The organism is Pseudoalteromonas sp. SCSIO 43088 (genome assembly GCF_023650795.1).
In the GTDB taxonomy this organism is placed as follows: Bacteria; Pseudomonadota; Gammaproteobacteria; order Enterobacterales; family Alteromonadaceae; genus Pseudoalteromonas; species Pseudoalteromonas shioyasakiensis.
The window spans coordinates 2,727,352-2,747,728 of record NZ_CP072675.1 but is presented as its reverse complement, the minus strand read 5'-3'; the positions used below and the strand labels follow the sequence as shown (position 1 = coordinate 2,747,728).

14 protein-coding genes, 7 tRNA genes, 1 other RNA gene and 1 pseudogene are annotated in these 20,377 nt (G+C 41.3%); 14 read left to right on the top strand and 9 right to left on the bottom strand.

The window, feature by feature from the left end; genetic code table 11:
• Window positions 1-2: 2 nt before the first annotated feature.
• The 5 genes from arcA to trmB all read right to left on the bottom strand — a co-directional run bounded on the left by arcA (window position 3) and on the right by trmB (window position 4,858).
• Window positions 3-719: a two-component system response regulator ArcA gene (gene arcA / locus J8Z28_RS12670; protein WP_054551295.1), complete on the bottom strand. Its 717-nt coding sequence runs from the start codon at window positions 717-719 to the stop codon at window positions 3-5.
• A gap of 105 nt (window positions 720-824) precedes the next feature.
• On the bottom strand, window positions 825-1,346 hold the full coding sequence (locus J8Z28_RS12665; protein ID WP_250659548.1) for a YfiR family protein: 522 nt from the start codon (window positions 1,344-1,346) through the stop codon (window positions 825-827).
• Window positions 1,346-2,968 (bottom strand): ATP-binding protein, encoded by a 1,623-nt coding sequence (locus J8Z28_RS12660; protein ID WP_250659547.1) that lies wholly within the window; start codon window positions 2,966-2,968, stop codon window positions 1,346-1,348. The genes J8Z28_RS12665 and J8Z28_RS12660 overlap by 1 nt, the downstream gene beginning before the upstream one ends.
• 118 nt (window positions 2,969-3,086) lie before the next feature.
• On the bottom strand, window positions 3,087-4,115 hold the full coding sequence (gene rsmC / locus J8Z28_RS12655; protein ID WP_250659546.1) for a 16S rRNA (guanine(1207)-N(2))-methyltransferase RsmC: 1,029 nt from the start codon (window positions 4,113-4,115) through the stop codon (window positions 3,087-3,089).
• Window positions 4,116-4,132: 17 nt separating this feature from the next.
• Window positions 4,133-4,858 carry a tRNA (guanosine(46)-N7)-methyltransferase TrmB gene (gene trmB, locus J8Z28_RS12650; protein WP_054560769.1) on the bottom strand — a complete coding sequence of 242 codons (726 nt, stop codon included), beginning with the start codon at window positions 4,856-4,858 and terminating at the stop codon, window positions 4,133-4,135.
• Between the two features lie 218 nt (window positions 4,859-5,076).
• Here trmB and mutY point away from each other — a divergent pair, with 218 nt between their 5' ends.
• Window positions 5,077-6,153: an A/G-specific adenine glycosylase gene (gene mutY / locus J8Z28_RS12645; protein ID WP_502934612.1), complete on the top strand. Its 1,077-nt coding sequence runs from the start codon at window positions 5,077-5,079 to the stop codon at window positions 6,151-6,153.
• A gap of 15 nt (window positions 6,154-6,168) precedes the next feature.
• On the top strand, window positions 6,169-6,441 hold the full coding sequence (locus J8Z28_RS12640) for an oxidative damage protection protein (protein ID WP_036970432.1): 273 nt from the start codon (window positions 6,169-6,171) through the stop codon (window positions 6,439-6,441).
• Window positions 6,442-6,481: 40 nt separating this feature from the next.
• Here J8Z28_RS12640 and J8Z28_RS12635 read toward each other — a convergent pair.
• A pseudogene (locus J8Z28_RS12635) lies at window positions 6,482-9,247 on the bottom strand (hybrid sensor histidine kinase/response regulator).
• A 393-nt stretch (window positions 9,248-9,640) separates the two neighbouring features.
• Here J8Z28_RS12635 and J8Z28_RS12630 point away from each other — a divergent pair.
• The 7 genes from J8Z28_RS12630 to J8Z28_RS12600 all read left to right on the top strand — a co-directional run bounded on the left by J8Z28_RS12630 (window position 9,641) and on the right by J8Z28_RS12600 (window position 10,498).
• Window positions 9,641-9,716 (top strand) — tRNA-Phe (locus tag J8Z28_RS12630).
• Between the two features lie 70 nt (window positions 9,717-9,786).
• Window positions 9,787-9,862 (top strand) — tRNA-Thr (locus J8Z28_RS12625).
• 8 nt (window positions 9,863-9,870) lie between these two features.
• A tRNA-Phe gene (locus J8Z28_RS12620) sits at window positions 9,871-9,946 on the top strand.
• A 57-nt stretch (window positions 9,947-10,003) separates the two neighbouring features.
• A tRNA-Thr gene (locus J8Z28_RS12615) sits at window positions 10,004-10,079 on the top strand.
• Between the two features lie 114 nt (window positions 10,080-10,193).
• A tRNA-Phe gene (locus tag J8Z28_RS12610) sits at window positions 10,194-10,269 on the top strand.
• Between the two features lie 51 nt (window positions 10,270-10,320).
• Window positions 10,321-10,396: transfer RNA gene (locus J8Z28_RS12605), tRNA-Thr, on the top strand.
• A 26-nt stretch (window positions 10,397-10,422) separates the two neighbouring features.
• Window positions 10,423-10,498 (top strand) — tRNA-Phe (locus J8Z28_RS12600).
• Between the two features lie 525 nt (window positions 10,499-11,023).
• Here the strand turns inward: J8Z28_RS12600 and J8Z28_RS12595 are convergent.
• Window positions 11,024-12,139 carry an IS630 family transposase gene (locus J8Z28_RS12595; protein WP_250659374.1) on the bottom strand — a complete coding sequence of 372 codons (1,116 nt, stop codon included), beginning with the start codon at window positions 12,137-12,139 and terminating at the stop codon, window positions 11,024-11,026.
• A gap of 59 nt (window positions 12,140-12,198) precedes the next feature.
• Here J8Z28_RS12595 and J8Z28_RS12590 point away from each other — a divergent pair, with 59 nt between their 5' ends.
• The gene (locus tag J8Z28_RS12590) at window positions 12,199-12,450 is read left to right on the top strand and encodes a LexA family protein (protein ID WP_175081208.1); all 252 of its coding nucleotides are present in this window, start codon (window positions 12,199-12,201) and stop codon (window positions 12,448-12,450) included.
• 116 nt (window positions 12,451-12,566) lie between these two features.
• Here the strand turns inward: J8Z28_RS12590 and J8Z28_RS12585 are convergent, their stop codons facing one another.
• Complete coding sequence (locus tag J8Z28_RS12585) at window positions 12,567-12,809, bottom strand: hypothetical protein (protein ID WP_250659545.1); 243 nt, start codon at window positions 12,807-12,809, stop codon at window positions 12,567-12,569.
• A gap of 131 nt (window positions 12,810-12,940) precedes the next feature.
• Between J8Z28_RS12585 and J8Z28_RS12580 the strand changes: the two genes are divergently transcribed.
• From J8Z28_RS12580 to J8Z28_RS12570, 3 genes are read left to right on the top strand one after another with little or no spacing between them, the layout of a single operon-like run.
• On the top strand, window positions 12,941-14,347 hold the full coding sequence (locus tag J8Z28_RS12580) for an efflux transporter outer membrane subunit (protein ID WP_250659544.1): 1,407 nt from the start codon (window positions 12,941-12,943) through the stop codon (window positions 14,345-14,347).
• Window positions 14,348-14,349: 2 nt separating this feature from the next.
• Window positions 14,350-15,588, top strand: a complete 1,239-nt coding sequence (locus J8Z28_RS12575) for an efflux RND transporter periplasmic adaptor subunit (protein WP_239963294.1) — start codon at window positions 14,350-14,352, stop codon at window positions 15,586-15,588.
• Window positions 15,588-18,668 carry an efflux RND transporter permease subunit gene (locus tag J8Z28_RS12570; RefSeq protein ID WP_250659543.1) on the top strand — a complete coding sequence of 1,027 codons (3,081 nt, stop codon included), beginning with the start codon at window positions 15,588-15,590 and terminating at the stop codon, window positions 18,666-18,668. Before J8Z28_RS12575 ends, J8Z28_RS12570 begins: the two co-directional genes overlap by 1 nt.
• 753 nt (window positions 18,669-19,421) lie before the next feature.
• On the opposite strand, the gene ssrS is transcribed toward J8Z28_RS12570, so the two are convergent.
• Window positions 19,422-19,605, bottom strand: a non-coding RNA gene (gene ssrS / locus J8Z28_RS12565) — 6S RNA.
• Between the two features lie 194 nt (window positions 19,606-19,799).
• Here ssrS and J8Z28_RS12560 point away from each other — a divergent pair.
• Entirely contained in the window at window positions 19,800-20,363 is a 564-nt protein-coding gene (locus tag J8Z28_RS12560) for a UPF0149 family protein (RefSeq protein ID WP_054551315.1), read from the top strand.
• Window positions 20,364-20,377: the final 14 nt, after the last annotated feature.

Sequence of the window (20,377 nt, the reverse complement as noted above, 5' to 3'; positions counted from 1 at the left end):
AATTAGCTGTCGATTTTACCAATGAAACGATAGCCTTCACCATGGATGGTGCTGATCAGCTCTGATGTGCTGTTATCGCTTTCAAAGTGTTTTCTGATACGACGAATTGTTACGTCTACAGTACGGTCGTTAGCGCGAAGCTCACGACCAGTCATGTGCTTGATTAATTGCTCACGGCTGAAGATACGGCCCGGTGAGTCAAGCATTAAGCGTAGCGCGCGGTATTCACCTTTAGGTAAACGTTTAGCGTCGCCGCTTGGAGATGTTAAACAACGGCTGTTTTCATCAAGTTCCCAACCGTTAAATGTGATAACACCATTTGTTTCGATATTCGCTTCTTCGCCACCTAGGGCAGTGCGCGAAATAAGGTTACGAGCACGAATAGTTAATTCGCGAGGGTTGAATGGTTTTGTGATGTAATCATCAGCACCAATTTCAAGACCTAAAATGCGATCAACGTCGTTGTCACGACCTGTTAAGAAAATTAAACCAACGTTACGTTTTTGACGTAATTCACGCGCTAAGATTAGCCCGTTTTTACCTGGTAGGTTGATGTCCATAACTACAAGGTTCACATCATCATTATTTGTAAGCTTGTCATGCATATCATCGCCATCAATGGCTTCAATAACTTTGTAACCTTCAGCTTCAAATAAACTAACGAGGTTTAGTCGAGTTACGTCTTCATCCTCTACGATCAGAATGACTGGCGTTTGCATTGTATATTAACCTTTTCGGAAATTTTATTTACAAAAATTCGGTATTATCAAGCAAAACCGAATACTAGAGATTATAGGATTAGATCCAATTGTTAACAAGTAAAATCAATTTGGATAAAACTTAGCCATAGCTAACAATCGAGATTGCACTTTAAAGTTATGCTGCAATACGTGCTGCTTATTGATATACAGTCGGATTTTATTTCCTTCTTGAACCAGAGAGGCTATACCGCCATTTTCTAAAAAGCTGATACTTTCACCTATTGTTAAAGTATCCAATGAAATTGTATCGGTCCAAAGTGGAAGTATATCATTTTCTAATGTTTCATCAATGTATGTGATATCACAAACTTGAGAAAGTTCAGAAATTTGCTGGGTTTTTTTCACTAATATAACGTTAATTGGTTTTTTGTTAATTTGCAGTTCATTTCTATCTTTAAGGAACGCCCCAGGGCCTTTATCTAAGTCATAAAAGCAAAATGAAATAGGGGGAGGGTTCACTTGGTCATTAAACTTCGTGAACTTAGCAATTTGATACAAAAATGCTGATTTAACTTGGTCCGGTGATTTGGCAAATGCAGGGCATACAACAAGCAAAGATAATAAGATACAACTCACTAATCTCATTACGCTGCACCTTCTTGCAATGGCAGAGTAATAATAAAGTGAGCCCCTTCGTCAGCTAGTTCATCGTATACGATGCTACCACCAAGTGCTTGAGTCACTAAGTTATAAACTAGGTGCATGCCCAAACCACTGCCACCTTCACCACGTTTTGTGGTTACAAATGGGTCGAAAATACGTTTGCGAATTGATTTCTCAACGCCAATACCGTTATCGAAGTAGTGAATACTCAAGCTACTTTCGTTGCGCTCAACGTTAAAGGTGATTTCGTTATTTTGATCATCACTAAATGCATGAATCACCGAGTTACTTAATAGCTGCTGTAACACTTGTTGTAACGGCCCAGATTTGGTTTCAATACTAACGTCATTGCTACAGTTAATCGTAACTTTAGGGTTACGGTATTGAATTTCTGAGCGCATCGACATCACCACATCACTTAATAGGTTATTTAAGTTAATTTTGGTGCTGACTTCTACATCTTGATTAACGGCCACTTTCTTAAAGCTAGATACGAGCTCAGCTGCACGGTTAAGATTGCGATAGATAAGATCGAGGTTTTCAATGCCGTCATTAATAAAGCGTTTTAAGTGTGCTGAAGTTAAAGTTTTTTGCTCAAACTGCGCGTGAATTTCTGCCAGCTTGTCGCGTAACAGCGTTGAGCCTGTAATACCTAACCCAATAGGTGTGTTAACCTCATGAGCAACACCTGCAACCATTTGCCCCAGTGACGCCATTTTCTCATTTTCGACGATTTGGTTTTGGTATTGGTGCATACGCTCAAGGGTATTGAGCAGCTCTTGGTTAGCCTCACGTAATGCGATTGTGCGTTGATTTACTTTTTCTTCAAGGCTTTGGTTAAGCTGTTTTATTTCTTGTTTGTCTTTTTCGTGGCGCTCAATTTGTTTTTGAGTGCGCGAGAGCATGATATTTAAGCTGCCCGCTAGCTGGTTTATTTCATCAATATTGGTTTTTTGTGCGCGAGTATCATAGTTATGGTTTTTCGACACGTCTTGCAGTAGGTTACTTAGCTCATCAATAGGGTTTGCAATGCGTTTTTGAATACGTCTAGCAACAAAATACACCAGTACTAAAACGAATAGGGTGAGTAAAATATCAATGATAATTTTACGATTAATATATTGGTTTAACCTGTCTAAGCCGCCGCGAATATACACGTAACCTATGGTGTCGCCTTCATAGACAATGGGCGTTATTAGCTCTATATCTTTATCTGTGAAGCGTGGCTCTAATAGGTTATCTATACTGCCAACCTTAATGGGTACTGGTGGGGTTCGGTTGGCATTAAAGCTACTAAAAAACACTGGCTCATTTGATAACTCATCGATTGAATAAATATGGATATTTTTAATAAGCGGCACAGATTCAAATGACTTTAAGCGCTCAGATTCGGTCTCGTTATCGTCAAATAACACTGTGATTTGGGCGTTGTAGGCAATTATTTTCGATAGGATAGAGATTTTATCGACAATCAGCGCTTTTTGTTCTTTTACGTCTAGATAAGTCGAAATAGAAATAGACAAAGACAAGCATAATGCAGTGACTAGCATTACCGCATTGGTCAACGCTTTACGAATACTTGTTTGTGTCGAAAATATCGGCATGCGCTATAGAAGGCCAGAATTTTTGTTATTAGTAAGAGTTTAGTCTAGCAAAGACATTTGAAAGTAACTAAATATTTTAAAAAATATTTTTGCTACGAATAAGCTATTTACTCAACTTTTATTTAGCTGAGTAAACGGCAAATTTAGTATTTTTGAAATCTGTGCTGTATTGGCCAAATTGCGCTTCTAAAATCGGTGGGTATTTTAAGAAGCTGTTTGCAACTATGGTCAATTTACCTTGCTTGCTCAAGTGTTGCTTTGCTGAGCTAAGAAATGCTTCGGCAATGGTGTAATCTGTGGCAATCCCCGTATGGAACGGTGGGTTACTGATGATTAGGTCAAATTTACCATTAATATCAGTTAAGCCATCACTCAAAATTGCTTGGCCTTTGAGGTCATTTAACGCCAGTGTTTGCTCAGTGGCGTAAGTTGCAAGAGCACTTACATCGCTACATACAAATTTAAGCTCAGGCTGCTTTAAACCTAAGTAAGTAGCAATAATGCCTGCGCCACAAGCAAAGTCGAGTACTTTACCCTTGCTAACAGTTGGCGCATTATTCAGAAGTACCGCAGTGCCTACATCAAGCGCACCGTGGTTAAATACGCCTGGAACACTGATCGCAGTAAATTCAATATCGCCGGCTTTTACTTGGAATTGTTTGTGGTAACGGCTGATAGCAAAGTTATCGTTTAGCGTAAGCTCAGAGAATAAATACAGAATACAGTGCTTGGCACTATCGATCTTGTTACTAAAACCACAGTGGTCTTTTAGTTGTTTCTCTGCTGATTTAACACCGCTTTTATTTTCACCTACTACAAATAGTTGCGCATCTTGATGACAAACAGCACGAATGTTATCAAGGCACATTTGTGCTTCTGGCTTTGCTTTTGGGTAATAGTAGATAACTAAATCGTAGTTACCATTTGGAATAGTGTGATCAACCACTGCATGTATACCGGCTATTTTACTGGCATACATGGCATTTGCGTGGTTATAACTGAACGCAGTAATTTTTGCGTCGGGATTTAACGCTTTAAGTTCGCGTAAAAAGCCATCTTGCTCAAAGTTAACCACTAAAATCGATTGTCCAACAAGTTCGTCTTCATTACGAAGCAATAGTAAACTTGGGTTGGTTAACTTACTCATGCTGCTTTTACCTTTTATTACTTAGTACGCTCGAACATTAGATCCCATACGCCGTGACCTAAACGGTGACCGCGCTGCTCAAATTTTGTCAGTGGTCGTGAATCTGGGCGAGGAACGTAATCGTTAGTTTCTGATTGGTTTTTGTAACCTTCAGCCACTTGCATTACTTCTAGCATATGCTCTGCATAATTTTCCCAGTCAGTCGCCATATGGAAAACACCGCCAATTTTTAATTTGCTACGTAATTTTTGTGCAAACTCTGGTTGTACGATACGACGCTTATGGTGACGTTTTTTATGCCATGGATCAGGGAAGAATAATTGCAGCTTAGATAAGCTTTCATCGGCAATACAGTCAGCAAGCACTTCAACCGCATCATGCTCGAATACGCGTAAGTTTGTTACACCAGCTTCATCGGCATCCATTAAACAAGCACCTACACCTGGGCGGTGAACTTCAATACCAATGAAGTTAAGTTCTGGTGCGTTTTTAGCCATTTCAACTAGCGATTTGCCCATACCAAAACCGATTTCTAGTACCACATCGTTATCGTTACCAAACACTTCTGCTAGGTTTAGCATGCCATTTTTGTGCTCAAGGCCCATAGTTGGCCAACACTTCTCGATGGCTGCCGCTTGGCCTTTTGTTAGGCGACCTTCGCGCTTAACGAAACTACGAATCGTGCGGATGTATTTACCCTCTTGCTTTGCTTGCTCGAGGTTTGGGTTACTTGAGTCACTCATATATTTTGGCCTGATTAAAATACTGACTATAGAAAAAGGTTGCGTATTATCCCTGACCTGCGCCTTGAGTACAATAGTCAGGGCCTGTTTATCTTTCGAGATTAATATTGCGACTATGTACGAGCAATTTAGACAGAGCAGAGCCTCTTCGGCTTGCTTGGCCTAACTAACTGCAATAGACTTGGCCGCAATGAGCTTCAGCAAGTAAAGATGTTATTTTGAATTTAAGCAATAAGGAGTCAACCTGGTTTGCAAACCAAGTGGTTGACTGGTACCACCTTCACGGTCGTAAAACTCTGCCATGGCAGCTAAATAAAACCCCTTATAAGGTATGGATCTCTGAGGTCATGCTACAGCAGACCCAAGTAGTAACTGTTATTCCTTACTTTGAAAAGTTTATGCAAAGCTTTCCTGACATCATTGCGCTTGCTAATGCGGATGAAGATCAGGTGCTTCACCATTGGACTGGGCTTGGCTATTACGCCCGTGCGCGCAACTTACATAAAACGGCAAAAATAGTTCGTGATAAATACCAAGGTAAATTTCCAACCACGCTTGAAGAGGTGATGGACTTGCCGGGTATTGGTCGTTCAACTGCTGGGGCAATTTTGTCTTTATCACTTGGTCAACATCATCCAATTTTAGATGGTAATGTTAAACGAGTACTGGCACGCTTTTTTATGGTTGAAGGCTGGTATGGAGTGAAAAAGGTCGAAAATCACCTTTGGTCATTATCATCGCAATTAACGCCTAAAGAGTCGGTCACTGAGTTTAATCAGGCCATGATGGATTTAGGTGCAAGTCTTTGTTCGCGAAGTAAGTTTGACTGTGAGCCTTGCCCTTTAAATAGTAAATGCCTTGCTTTTAAGGAAGGTAAAGTTAAAGAGTTCCCGCATTCAAAGCCAAAAAAGGCTGTACCGAAAAAGTCATGTTATCAACTTATACTAGCCTGCGATAATAAGGTGCTTATGGAAAAGCGCCCAAGCTCAGGGATATGGGGTGGTTTGTTTGGCTTTTTCGAGTTTAGCGAGCTAACTGAGCTAGAAACATTTTTAGCCCAGCATGGTTTATCTAGTAATACGCAGGCACTGGAGGCCTTTACCCATGTGTTTTCGCATTTTGAGCTAACCATCAATCCGCATGTTTTAACCTTGCCGAGCATTCCAGATCTCATTAATGAACGACAACTAGTTTGGTATCCGCTTGATGAGTCAGTTGAGGTTGGCCTTGCAGCCCCGACGAAAAAGCTGGTTAAACAATTAAGCGCAATAGATTACAATAGCATCACGCAATAAGAGTAGAGAGCAATTATGGCACGCACAGTATTTTGTCAAAAGTTACAAAAAGAAGCTGAAGGCTTAGGCTTCCAACTATACCCAGGTGAGCTTGGTGAAAAGATTTTCAACAACATAAGTAAAGAAGCATGGGGCCAATGGCAGCACAAGCAAACAATGCTGATCAACGAAAAACACCTGAACATGATGGACCCAGAGCACCGTGCTTTTTTAGAAGAGCAAATGGTAGGTTTCTTATTTGAAGGTAAAGACGTAGAAATCGAAGGCTACCGTCCACCAGAAAAGTAAGCAAAGATATTAAAAGTAAAAAGGGCCAATAGGCCCTTTTTTAATGTGTTGCTTCTTGCTCAGCTCTTTGTATTTGTTCTTTTAAGAATTGAGCGACTTTGGAGTATTCAATTTCATAACTATCGCGCAGTTCAATTAAATCATCGCTTGATAGTTCATCTTCTTTGCAGCGTTTTTCAAATTCGGCGGCTAGTTCTGCAACTTTCATTGCACCAATCGTTTTTGAGATTGACTTGAGCTGATGACAGGCTGAAGTGATTTTCTCTAAGTCTTGCTCAATAACACCACTGTTGATTTCTTTACTAAGTTGATTACTTTGCTCTAAATACATTTTGAAAAAGCGTAGTTTCTTTGCTTCATCATTGTTTACATAGTTAGCAAGCATCGCCATATCAATAGGCGCTGTTGGTCTTTTAACTTCAAGTTTAGTGGCTTCAGGATTCGTTTTGTATGCACATTTGTGCAAAGTGGCCTCGAGCACATTTAGCTCAACAGGCTTGGTGATGTAATCATTCATCCCTATGCTTAAACAGCGTTCTTTTTCGCCTTTAAGGGCATTGGCGGTGATAGCAATCACATAAGGTTGAGCGTTAATATCTTCAAGCTGCGATGCTTCATGACGAATTTTTTCAACCATATCGTAGCCTGACATTTTCGGCATGTGTAAATCGGTCAAGATAATTGAGTGTTTACCTTCACGCCATGCTTCAAGGCCTTTTTCACCATTTTCAGTTACTTCAACGCCATAACCTAATAGATGGAGCTGATCAGTTAACACTTGCTGATTTAATACGTTGTCTTCAACAAGCAATACAAGTTTGTTCTCTTCGCGGGCTTTATCAACACTTAAATAGTCGTTAAATGACTTAGCCGAAGCAATTTGTTTTGGCTTATGTAAACCTGCAGCCACTAGTAGCGACATCATAAAGTTAGACTTACACAGCGGTGCAGCATTTAAGTAGAAGATATTTTTATGATTAACAGCGGCTTCATCTAGCTTACTTAATACAATTACTTGCTGTTTATTGTCTTCTAAGGTGTATAGCAAGCGGCGTAAGATATAGTTAATATCTTCCATGGTTTCGATACCATCGAGGATCCAAATAATATCTTTTTTATCTTGTTCAGCTTCGATTTTGTCGCTGCTATCAGCAATAACAGGTGTTGCCCCCATAAATGATAGATAACGAGTAAGTAGTTTTTTGCGGCCATCATGATTGGTTACAACTACAACACGTTGGTCTTTCATTACCTGTTTGTGGGCATATTCAACTTTACCTTGTGTATTAAAAGGTAACTCGACAACAAACTCACTACCAATACCTAAATCACTTGTTACAGAGATGGTACCTAGCATTAGCTCAGTTAAGCTTTTACAAATCGATAAGCCTAAACCAGTACCACCGTATTCACGGGTGATTGAGCCTTCAGCTTGAATGAATGGGTTAAAGATTTCACGAAGCTGTGCTTGTGTCATACCCTTGCCGTTGTCTAATACGCTAAAACGCAGGGTGTAGTGATCAGTGGTGTTTTGAGCCACCTATACCGAGATTTTAACGTGGCCTTTATGTTTATCATCAGTACTAGTGAACTTAATTGCATTACTGCATAGGTTATAAAGTACTTGGCGAACACGCACCGTATCACCAATCAAATTTGTAGGGATATCTGGCGCAATTGCCAGCTCTAATTCAAGGTCACGCTTTTTGGCCACCGATGATAAAACACGAGCGACCTCTTCAATGGTGTCTGACACTGAGAAAGGAATATTATCGATATTCAGTTTACCTGCTTCGATTTTCGAGAAATCGAGAATGTCATCTAATATGCCTAATAAAGAAAATGCAGAATCACGAATAATTGTACTTAATCTGTGCTGCGCACCATCAAGCTCGGTTTGGCGGAGTAAGTCAATGGTACCGATAACCCCATTCATAGGGGTGCGAATTTCATGGCTCATGGTTGCCAAGAAAGTCGTTTTGGTTTCGTTTGCCTGTTCGGCTTTGAGAGTTGCTTGCTCAAGAGCTAGAGTACGGTTTTGTACTTCGTTTTCTAGACCACTTTGTAGTTTCTGTAAATCTGCCTGAGCAGCTTTGTTTTCTGTTATTGCTGATTGAACTTTATTAAGTAGTAAATTGATATTTTTTGCTACTGAATCCAAACCAAAATCTAGGTTTTCATTTACTTGGGCTTGGTAATCAGCATTGTCTGTGATGGCCATTAACTCACTGCTTAATGACTCACTACTTTTAGTAAAACGCTTATTAATAAAGATACTTAAGGCAAAAGATAAAATAGCCAGTGCTACTAAAGTCAATGCGGCTAAACCATATGCAAGACCTGCAGACTGCGCAATGGGTTCAGCAATCGGGTGTTGCTTTATAACTAGTTCACCAACTGGTTGATCATTAAACTCTAACACCGTATGAATAAGGGTGTTTTGTTCTAGCTTTTGATTAACTTTACTGGCTTCGATTAGCTTTTTATTACTGGCGTATACAAGCGATACATCGCCGTTGAATTCATATCGATATAAATAGTAATCAAAACCATCATTAAGGAGGTGACTTAAATCGAGAACCTCTTTTACTTTATCTTGGCCAGGCATAGTTAATGCACTGATTAGAGGTGCTGAAAGCTGATTTGATAATTGCTGCGTTGTGATAGTTGGTTTGCTATCTTGCTGAGTTACTTCACTTGTTGGATAAAAAGAGTAAGCAACAACCGCAAGTAGGGTGATGACAAGATTCGTGATTATAAAAAGCGGTAGTAGGCCTTTTACAGGTGAATTTGATTTACTTGGCATGGCTTTAGTCCAACAAATTATACAGCATCATTAAGCATATTCTTGATTATTGGACAATCCTACCATCTATGAAGAAAAATTCACCACGTTTTTAACATAGGTAACCCTTTTATGATGAGGGTCAACCAAAAAGCACAAAGTTTGTAGATTAAATAAGCTAAAAACTATTAAAAACAGCAATCTTGATTGAAAACTGTGCAAACAGTTAGAATCCTCAAAAAAAAGTTGACTTGAGAGGGCAAAACCCGTTTAATACGCCGCACGCCCAGACAGCGACAACCAAATTTGTTGCTCATGAATGCGTTTGAAATTTGCCCAGATAGCTCAGTTGGTAGAGCCATCGGGAATTGCATTGAAAATCCTTGTTGATATTCTGCATAAAAACTAAATATTGCCCAGATAGCTCAGTCGGTAGAGCAGAGGATTGAAAATCCTCGTGTCGGTGGTTCGATTCCGCCTCTGGGCACCATTATTTAATATACTGGTGTTTAATTTATGCTTTAAACATCAGTATCGTGCATAGCACACAGATTTAGTGTGCCGACTTAGCTCAGTTGGTAGAGCAACTGACTTGTAATCAGTAGGTCATCCGTTCAACTCGGATAGTCGGCACCATTTATTTTGCCCAGATAGCTCAGTCGGTAGAGCAGAGGATTGAAAATCCTCGTGTCGGTGGTTCGATTCCGCCTCTGGGCACCATTATTTGATAATCTCTTTTAAAGTGATTATAGTGCACAACGCACACGATTTTAGTGTGCCGACTTAGCTCAGTTGGTAGAGCAACTGACTTGTAATCAGTAGGTCATCCGTTCAACTCGGATAGTCGGCACCATTTATTTAAACATCAAGCTTCTAGCTTTTTGTTATGCCCAGATAGCTCAGTCGGTAGAGCCATCGGGAATTGCATTGAAAATCCTTGTGGATATTCTGCATAAAACTAAATATTGCCCAGATAGCTCAGTCGGTAGAGCAGAGGATTGAAAATCCTCGTGTCGGTGGTTCGATTCCGCCTCTGGGCACCATTATTTATAATCACAATGTGATTAAGTGCTAAACGCACACAGGTTTAGTGTGCCGACTTAGCTCAGTTGGTAGAGCAACTGACTTGTAATCAGTAGGTCATCCGTTCAACTCGGATAGTCGGCACCATTTATTTTTAAACGAAAGTTTAAAATGCCCAGATAGCTCAGTCGGTAGAGCAGAGGATTGAAAATCCTCGTGTCGGTGGTTCGATTCCGCCTCTGGGCACCATTGATTCAAAGCCTCGCAATCGCGAGGCTTTTTTGTTTCTAGTCCCTCCAAATCACAATTCTACATCCCGTAGGCGTGAAATTTATTTCGCGCGTTGAGCATAAGAGCTATCAGCTTTCAGCCGTCAGCTATCAGATTTTAAATACATAAGTTAGCGAGTTAGAAAGGGGAAAGAGTAAAGGTACGAGTTTCGAGGCCCGAGGTACGAGTTGTTGGAGGCGTTTTAACGCCGAAAAAAGAGTTATTAGATATCAGTGGTTAGAAGTCAGATTGAAACAAAAAAGCTAGAAGCTTTTAGCTGTAAGTTTTAAGGCGATCGTGCGGGGCTTTTAGTTGTAGGAGGCGCTTAAACGCCGAACAAAAAATTCGATTTGGTAGGGTGACCCCTTTACGAATCCAAAACCAACACCAACACTATGCTGTTAGCACCTAGCACCTAGCACCTAGCACCTAGCACCTAGCACCTAGCACCTAGCACCTAGCACCTAGCACCTAGCACCTAGTACTTCATCACACAAGTTCTGACTAGTTGAGGGCACCATAGGACCTCTGAAGTTTTTCACGAGCTAACTCAACATTAAACATCCAGTTTATACTTGTTCTTTCTTTATTCCGGATCCATTCCCAGGCCGCGAGTTCTGTCTTTAGTTCTTCCATGCTTGCTATACGTCTATCTAAACATTGCTTATTCATATTACCAATTTCTATCTCGACCATATTTAGCCAACTCGCGTGTTTTGGTGTGTAATGTAATTCTAGTTTATTTAAAATCCGCCGTGCTTCCTGTGGAGAAAATGCTTTATATAACGCTCCTTCTGTATGAGTTGATAAGTTATCTAACACAACTTTTACTTTGTTCGCATGTGGATAATGAAGATCAACTAAATCCCTCATACAATTAGCAAAGTCAATTTTCGTCTTTCTTTCTGTTGCTTTAACATGCCGCCACCCTCGATGGCGATCGAAGAATACAAATAAGTTGGCCACACCTACACGTTTATATTCATAATCTAACCGCTTAGTCTGCCCCGGCTTCATTGGTTGTGCCGGTCGAGTATCATCTACAAGTTGTTTCATCGCCTCATCAAAGTTAATTATGGGGTTTAACTCATCTGCTGGCTCAGCATACAACTCGAGCACATGTTCCATCCGCGCGATATATTCAGCATCCATTGTCGCCACACACCACATCTTTTTTTGCCATGGCTTTAGTGCATTCTCTTTAAGGCGCCTCCGTATTGTTTCATACGAGATACTATCTAAATCGGTTAACGTAACTAATCGCTCTCCAAGTAAAGATAATGTCCATCTAGCGTGACCTGTTGGTGGCTTAGTGCAAGCTGTGGCGATTAACGTTGCTTCATCTTTCGCAGAAGTTTTTCTCATTGCACCACTTCGTGCACCTTCATTCAAAGCTGCCGCTAGATTTTCTTCAACAAACTGGCGTTTGACTCGAAATACGGTGGAAGAGCTCACTTGAACTGCTTCACATATTTGCTCTGTTGTATATCTACAACGGTCAGCTTTTAACAAAATAGCAGCCCGCTTGTACTTTCGAACATTGACCATGCCTTTTTTGCAATAGTCTATTAATTCTTGTTTTTCTTCTTCTGATAATTCAACAATATACTTTCGGTTCATAACAATATTAAGTAAGTTTATATGAGTTAAAGGATCGTTGATTAGGGTAAAAGTTCATTATGAATAAAGAAGAGTCGCCACTGTTTACAGCAAAGCAAGGTCAGTATTTAGCATTTATTTATTACTACACAAAAGTGAATGGGATTGCGCCTGCTGAAAGTGATTTTGAGCGCTACTTTGGAACCGCATCTTCAAGTGTTCATTCAATGATTTCAGTTCTTAAGAAGAAGAAATTTATAACATCAGTTACTGGAAAAAGCAGGAGTATTGAATTATTGATTGAAAAAGATCAGTTACCTGAATTTAAGTAGGGGCAACTGATCAAAATATATGTGAAAGAGTACTAGCACCTAGCACCTAGCACCTAGCACCTAGCACCTAGCACCTAGCACCTAGCACCTAGCACCTAGTACCGTAGGCGTGAAATTTATTTCGCGCGAATAAGAATAATAAGTTCTTGTATAAAAGAAAAACTACATGGAAGATTTTCGATAGCTGATAGCTGATAGCTGATAGCTGATAGCTGATAGCTGATAGCTGATAGCTGATAGCTGATAGCTGATAGCTGATAGCTGATAGCTGATAGCTGATAGCTGATAGCTGATAGCTGATAGCTGATAGCTGATAGCTGATAGCTGATAGCCGATAGCCGATAGCTGATAGTTTGCAACTTACCTCCATTTTCCTACCATTCATCGTCCCCAAATGTCAGGCAGTGTAATGTTATGTAAAGTCAGTTGAGCAAAACTTAACGTGGTGCTTGAATTACACTCATAAATAGATGTTTTTCAGGTTTTTAGAATGAATTGGCAATATAAGCCGAGTTTATTGGCTTTAAGTGTAATTTTGCTAAGTGCATGTGCGAGCCAGCCGACTCACAATGAACGAGTTGCTGAGCTTGAGACTGTACCAAGTGCATGGCAGCAACTTCCTTCTGGCGACAAGGTGCTTGCTGTTGAAGACAACTGGTTGCAGCAATTACACGACCCTCAAGTTTTTACTTTTGTTGAGCAAGCATTAGCCCATAACCAAGCGATTTTACAAGCGGGCTATGATGTCGCGATTAAAGAACAGCAGCTTATTGCTGCTGGGGCTGATTTATGGCCAAGCCTTGATTTATCAACACGTGCTAGCCGTAGTAAAGATAACCGCCCTGTTAGTTATAACAACGCTAGTTCTGCATCATTAGAATTAAGCTACGAAGTTGATTTATGGGGCAAATTGTCGGCCTCAGAACGACAAGCAAATCTTGAATACCTAGCTGAAAAAGCCACATTTGCGCAAAGCAAACAACAATTAGTTGCTGATGTAGTAGCGGGTTGGTTTGATGTTATTACGAACCACAAGTTACTTGAGCTATATAAGCAGCGTGAGCAAAACGCTGAGAAAAATTTAGATATTATTGAGTCAGGTTATCGCCAAGGTTTAAATGAAGCGCTTGATGTTTATCTTGCTCGTAATGAGCTAAATACCGAGCGCTCGAACATTGCGGCGCAGCAAGCAACGTTAACTAAATCGATTCGCGATTTAGAGCGTTTAACAGGCCAATACCCAACTGGCGCGTTAAGCGTTAGTGCAGATTTACCTCTACTCGATAGTGCTATTCCACTTGGTTTACCTTCAGAGCTTATTACTCGCAAACCTGAGTTAATGGCAAGCTGGTATCAATTACTTAGCACCGATGCTGGGCTTGCTTATGCGCATAAACAGCGTTTTCCGAGCTTAAATCTTTCTGCATCAATGAGTGATAGCACAGATAGAGTGAGCGACTTATTTTCGCCATCAAGCTTAGCGTGGTCGCTGATTGGTAGTATTTCGATGCCGCTTTTTGAAGGGGGTCGCTTAAAAGCCAATGAAGAACAAGCAAGGCTAAGCGTTAAGCGCCAAGAACAGGCGTATCTTGCCACACTTTATGATGCCTTTAACGATGTTGAAACAGCCATCAGCCAAGAGCAAGCGCTTAAAGTACGCTACGAAAAAACCTTAGAAGCGCAAGAAAATGCCATTACCGCAGAGGCATTAGCGTTTGAACAATATCAAAGTGGCTTGGTTACCTACACCACGGTACTCGATGCACAAGACCGTTCGTTCAATGCGCAAAGCTCGGTAATCGAAATTAAAAACCAGTTAATTATTAATAGAATCAACTTACATATTGCCCTTGGTGGTGATTTTAGTGAAGCAAACAGCGAAGTAGCAGAGCAATAATCATGAATAGCAAGACACGTAAAATTTTAATTCCATTGGTAGTAATTGTTGTGACGGTACTGCTTGTCATGTTTATTAAAGGCAACCCGCCTCAAGCAAACCGCTTTTCTTCACCGCCAAAAGCAAAAGTAAATGTGGCAGTTAAGACCCTAACACCAGAAACCTATCAGGTGATGATTGATAGTTTTGGCACCGTAAAGCCACGTACGCAAAGTATGCTAGTCGCGCAGGCTTCAGGGCAAATTATCGAAATTAGTGAGCAATTTCGTGAAGGTGGCTTTTTCGAAAAAGGCGATGTGTTGTTGCAACTAGATGATAGAGATCACCGCGCCGAAGTAAAATCAGCACAAGCGACGTTATTAACCGCTGAGCAAAGCTTACTTGAAGAGCAAGCTCGTGGTCGTCAAGCTATTACTGATTGGGAGCGCTTAGGCAAGGGTGAACAAGCAAGTAGCCTGGTATTGCGTAAGCCACAACTTGCAGCAGCCGAGGCAAGTGTATTGTCTGCCCAAGCGACGCTTGAAAAAGCCAAACTTGATTTAGAGCGTACAAAAATCACTGCTCCATACGCGGGGCGAGTTTTAAGCCGCAGCGTAGATTTAGGCCAAGTGGTGAGTAATAACATGGAACTTGCCAGCATTTATGCGATTGACCGTGTTGAAATTCGCTTACCAATCAAAAATAAAGATCTGCCGTTCATTAACTTACCAGAACAATTTCGTGATGGTGCTAAAAATAGCGCAGGTTCACTCGTTAAATTTAGCTCAGATCTTGTTGGTAAACAGCAATGGCAAGGTCAAGTTATTCGCACCGAAGGGGCCATTGATGAAAGCGCGCAGCAGCTTTACGTGGTTGCACAAATTAATGACCCTTACAAAGCCACTTCTGCGAATCAGTATCCAATTAAAATTGGTCAGTACATCAAAGCGCAAATTACCGGCAAAGCGGTTGAAAATGCCATTGTGATCCCAAACAGCGCAATTTACCAAGGCACGTACGTTTATATTGAAGAGCAAGGTGTATTACGTCGTAAAAACATCTCACTGGCTTGGCAAAACGCGACTCAAGCTATGGTTGCCGAAGGCTTATCAGCAGGAGAACACTTAGTGATTACTCCGCTTGGACAAGTTAGCTCAGGTACACAAGTGACAGTAATGGGTAGTGAAGCATATCAAGCTACGCGTGGTAAAGCACAGCGCCCAAGCAATCAAGAGCCGGCTAAAGAGCAAGGAGCGCAATAATGATCGCTTGGTTTACAAAGAATCATGTTGCAGCAAACTTATTGCTGATCAGCATTTTATTAGCGGGGCTATTTAGCGTTTCGACGCAAATACCACTCGAAGTGTTTCCTTCATTTGAAGCAGACCGTATCAGTGTTAGCGTGACCTTACGTGGCTCAACACCTGAAGATGTTGAAAAGGGTGTCGCTATCCGTATTGAAGAAGCGGTGCAAGATCTCGAAGGGATCAAGCGTATTACTAGCCGCTCATCAGAAGGCTCTGCCTCGGTATCAATTGAAGTAGATACCGGCTATGACCCTCGGGAGCTATTAGCCGATATAAAAAGCCGGGTTGATGCCATTAACACTTTTCCGGTTGATGCCGAAAAACCAGTTGTAGCCCTTGCACAGCGCACTCGTGAAGTAATCGCGGTTACCGTGTCGAGTGAATACGGCGAAAAAGAAACTTTAGAATACGCCGAGCAGGTACGTGATGACTTATTACGCTTACCAGAAATCACTCAGGTAGAGCTAAGTGGGGTGCGTGATTACGAAATTGCCATTGAAGTAAGCCAAGATACATTACGCCAATATGATTTACGCTTATCGGACATTTCTTCAGCAATTAGTAATTCAAGTACCGATGTTTCTGCAGGTAACTTAAAAACACAAGGGGGTGATGTACTCATTCGCTCAAAAGGCCAAGCCTATCGTAAAGATGAGTTTGCCCAAGTTGTGGTGAAGTACCAAGCTGATGGTACCATTATTCGCCTAGGTGACATTGCTAGTATTACTGATGACTTCGAAGAAACCCCAGTTCGCACGCGATTCAATGGTAAGCAAGCGGCGTTTATTGATGTGTACCGTATTGGTCCGCAAAGTGCGATTGAAGTTGCTGATGCGGTAAAAAATTACATTACCGAGCATCAAAGCCAGCTACCTGAAGGGTTTGAGTTAAGCTTTTGGGATGACGACTCTGAAATCGTGAAAAGCCGTATTGCTACACTGACAACCAATGCTATTCAAGGTGGTATTTTAGTTCTTGCATTACTTACCTTGTTCTTGCGTCCTGCCATTGCGTTTTGGGTGTTTATTGGTATCCCTGTGTCATTCATGGGCGCGTTTTTAGCAATGCCAATTTTTGGTATTACGCTTAATGTAATGAGTTTATTTGGTTTTATTTTGGTACTTGGTATTGTTGTTGATGATGCCATTGTGACCGGTGAAAATGTCTACACCCACCTAAAAACAGCCGAAAGTGGTGAGCAAGCTGCTATTCGTGGTACGCAAGAAGTTGCGACACCCGTTACCTTTGGTGTACTTACAACGGTTGCTGCATTTTTACCATTAGCCTTTATCGAAGGTAACCGTGGTGCCTTATTTGCGCAAATTCCTGTTGTCGTTATTCCGGTATTACTGTTCTCTTTAATAGAGTCTAAATTTGTTCTGCCGGCTCACTTAAAGTACTTAAAACTACGAAGTGAAAAAAGTAATCCGTCAAAACTGCAGCAGTTTCAGCAGCGTTTTGCCGATGGCTTTGAACACGCCATTATGAAGTACTATCAGCCGCTACTAAATGTTGCACTAAAGAATAAATTAGCAACTGCCAGCTTGTTCGTAGGGGTTTTCTTCATCATTTTGACCCTGATCACCAGCGGTTGGACAAAGTTTATATTCTTCCCACGTATACCAAGTGAAACCGTTCGCGCAGAGCTAACATTCCCTGCTGGAACACCGTTTGAAGTGACCAACAAGTACATCATCGATATGTCAGATAAGGCCAAAGAGCTACAAGACAAGTATCGCGATGAAGATGGTCAAAGCGTGATTTTAAATATTTTGGCAACCACGGGTGGCCGTGGTGGTTCGTCAAATACAGGTAGTGTGCGCTTTGAAATCACACCAGCCGAAAAACGAGAATCAGATATCGGCTCTCGAGAGCTTGCCAGTGAATGGCGTGACCTTATCGGTATTATACCGGGTGCAGAGAGTGTGACTTTCCGTGCTGAATTTGGTCGCAGTTCAGACCCTATTGATGTGCAGCTAAGTGGCAGCTCAATCGACACCCTTGAAGCTGTGGCAGAAAAGGTAAAAGAGCGTTTAGCAACTTACCCAACTGTGTACGAAATTGCTGATAGCATGTCAGATGGTAAAGACGAGCTGCAAATTGAGCTAACAGAGCAAGGTTTGGCACTCGGTTTAAACCGTGTTGATGTATCGCAACAAGTGCGTAATTCGTTCTTTGGTGCGCAAGTTCAACGTATTCAACGTGGTCGTGATGATGTGCGTGTAATGGTGCGTTTGCCAATTGAAGAGCGCCGCTCAGTTGCTGATTTAACCGATATTTTAATTAAAACCCCAACGGGTGGCACAGTGCCATTGTCGCATGTGGCGACCTTAGTGCCAGGGCAAAGTCCATCGTCTATTTATCGTATTGATCGCTATCGCACGTTGAATGTGACAGCCGATGTTGAAAAATCAAATACCAATATGACGATACTGCAAGCAGATTTAAAAACCTACTTAGATGAGCTCATGGTGCAATACCCAGGGGTTGATTACTCTCTCGAAGGTGAAGCCAAAGAGCAGCGAGAGTCATTTGGTTCATTGGCTTGGGGCCTCGTGTTTGTATTCTTTATTATTTATGCGTTATTAGCGATACCGTTTAAATCATACTTACAGCCATTAATTGTGATGAGTGTTATTCCGTTTGGCATGATAGGTGCGGTAATGGGCCACTGGGTAATGGGCATGGAGTTAACCATTATGAGCTTACTTGGCATGTTAGCCCTGATAGGTGTTGTAGTGAATGACTCTTTGGTACTGGTTGATTTTATCAATAAGAAACGTGAAGAGGGCGGTGATTTACTTGAAACCGTTAAGCTTGCCGGTGCGGCACGTTTTCGCCCTGTTATGCTAACCAGTTTAACCACCTTTATTGGCTTAATGCCGCTGTTATTTGAAAAAGCAACGCAAGCACAATTCCTTATTCCAATGGCAGTAAGCCTTGGTTTTGGGATTATCTTCGCAACGCTTATCACCTTGCTATTAGTGCCAGTTAATTATCTATTAATGGAGCGTTTTCAAGGGTGGTTTAAGTAGGGGCGATAGGTTAAAAGCATGTGTGTTGGGTAGAGTGAAGTGAAACCCAACGCACAGGAGCTTTCAGCTTTCAGCCCTCAGCTATCAGAAAAACAAATAAGTTAACGAGTTAGCAAGGGGAAAGAGTAAAGTTAGATTGTGAACGCACATTGCTATGGCTAAACCCGGTGCCGTAGGCGTGAAATTTATTTCGCGCGATATTTCTTAAATAACGGGTAAGTCGTAGGTCGGGCTTTAGCCCGTCAATGTTAGCGATTATGTGTCGCCATAAATGACGACCTACAGTGCTTGACTCATTAGCTCGTAGGTTGGTTAGAGCAGAGCGAAACCCAACATACAGGAGCTATCAGCTTTCAGCTATCAGAAAAACAAACAAGTTAGCAAGGGGGAAGAGTAAAGTTAACGACTGCCGAGATGTAGGAGGCGTTTCAACGCCGAAAACTAAAATTTCTTGTAAAAGGGAAATATAAGGAAAGTATTGATAACTTGAAACTTGAAACTTGAAACTTGAAACTTGAAACTTGAAACTTGAAACTTGAAACTTGAAACTTGAAACTTGAAACTTGAAACTTGAAACTTGAAACTAAATAGTACCGTAGGCGTGAAATTTATTTCGCGCGAATAAGAATAATAAGCTCTTGTATAAAAGAAAAACTACATGGAAGATTTTCGATAGCTGATAGCTGATAGCTGATAGCTGATAGCTGATAGCTGATAGCTGATAGCTGATAGCTGATAGCTGATAGCTTGATGGTGTTCCCCAAGTATGCGGTGCCCGGTGTCAGTCCTGAAACCTTGAGGTTTCAGGGCGGGGATCTGCGGTTTACCGTAGGCTTCTCGGTACATGCCGAGCTTGCACAATAGTAAACGAACAGAAACCCTAACATAAAATTTATCGGCTCAGGGACTTAACCAAGCTCCTGCACCCTAGGGAACACCTTCAGTATATAAGACAAGTTTCAATCCTTAAACCATAGAAGTAAAAAAAGCGGATCGTTCGGGTAGTTTTTCCCCACCTTTAACTGCTTATTTACTTTTCAGATTGCTTTTTGACCTCAATCATACAATTAATTGGAGTTGCGATTTATCGAGTGGTAGCATGGCGTTACTTAGCCGAACAAAGAAAAAGTTATGAGCACGTTACCTGATTACCAACAAGCCCAATTGTTATTAGAAAAGAATGAAATTTTTGTCGCACCAGCAGAAGCCCATGGTGTGATCAGCGGTTTATTAGCCTGTGGCATCAATATCGAAGCCGACGAATACTTAGGTTTACTAAGCGATGTATTCAATGATGGCTTAGCCTTCAATAAAGATTTAAAAGCATTTTTTGCTGATGTGTATTCTCAGGTTGTTGCCAGCTTTAGCGATGAAGAATTTCAGTTTGACCTATTCTTACCAAGCGACGACGAAACACTGATCGATTTAGCCAATGGCTTAGTATCTTGGGTATCGGGTTTTATGCTTGGTTTTGGTTTAAAGCAAAAAGACTACGGCAAGTTATCAGCTGATGTGAAAGAAGTGATCAGCGATTTTAGTGAAATTACCCGCCTAGACACCATGTTTGAAGAGACCGAAGAAGACAGCCAAGCACTGCACGAAGTGATTGAGTATGTGCGTGTTTCTGCGCTGTTATGTTTTGCTGAGCTAGGTAAAGAACCAGCCGATAAAAACCCTAAGAAGACCCTTCACTAATCAAATTACAGAGG

Coding starts and splice junctions, on each gene's coding strand:
- J8Z28_RS12590 (WP_175081208.1), top strand. CDS start 12,199: ATGAATAAAGAAGAGTCGCCACTGTTTACAGCAAAGCAAGGTCAGTAT.
- J8Z28_RS12595 (WP_250659374.1), bottom strand. CDS start 12,139: ATGAACCGAAAGTATATTGTTGAATTATCAGAAGAAGAAAAACAAGAA.
- J8Z28_RS12575 (WP_239963294.1), top strand. CDS start 14,350: ATGAATAGCAAGACACGTAAAATTTTAATTCCATTGGTAGTAATTGTT.
- arcA (WP_054551295.1), bottom strand. CDS start 719: ATGCAAACGCCAGTCATTCTGATCGTAGAGGATGAAGACGTAACTCGA.
- J8Z28_RS12640 (WP_036970432.1), top strand. CDS start 6,169: ATGGCACGCACAGTATTTTGTCAAAAGTTACAAAAAGAAGCTGAAGGC.
- rsmC (WP_250659546.1), bottom strand. CDS start 4,115: ATGAGTAAGTTAACCAACCCAAGTTTACTATTGCTTCGTAATGAAGAC.
- J8Z28_RS12560 (WP_054551315.1), top strand. CDS start 19,800: ATGAGCACGTTACCTGATTACCAACAAGCCCAATTGTTATTAGAAAAG.
- J8Z28_RS12580 (WP_250659544.1), top strand. CDS start 12,941: ATGAATTGGCAATATAAGCCGAGTTTATTGGCTTTAAGTGTAATTTTG.
- trmB (WP_054560769.1), bottom strand. CDS start 4,858: ATGAGTGACTCAAGTAACCCAAACCTCGAGCAAGCAAAGCAAGAGGGT.
- J8Z28_RS12570 (WP_250659543.1), top strand. CDS start 15,588: ATGATCGCTTGGTTTACAAAGAATCATGTTGCAGCAAACTTATTGCTG.
- J8Z28_RS12665 (WP_250659548.1), bottom strand. CDS start 1,346: ATGAGATTAGTGAGTTGTATCTTATTATCTTTGCTTGTTGTATGCCCT.
- J8Z28_RS12660 (WP_250659547.1), bottom strand. CDS start 2,968: ATGCCGATATTTTCGACACAAACAAGTATTCGTAAAGCGTTGACCAAT.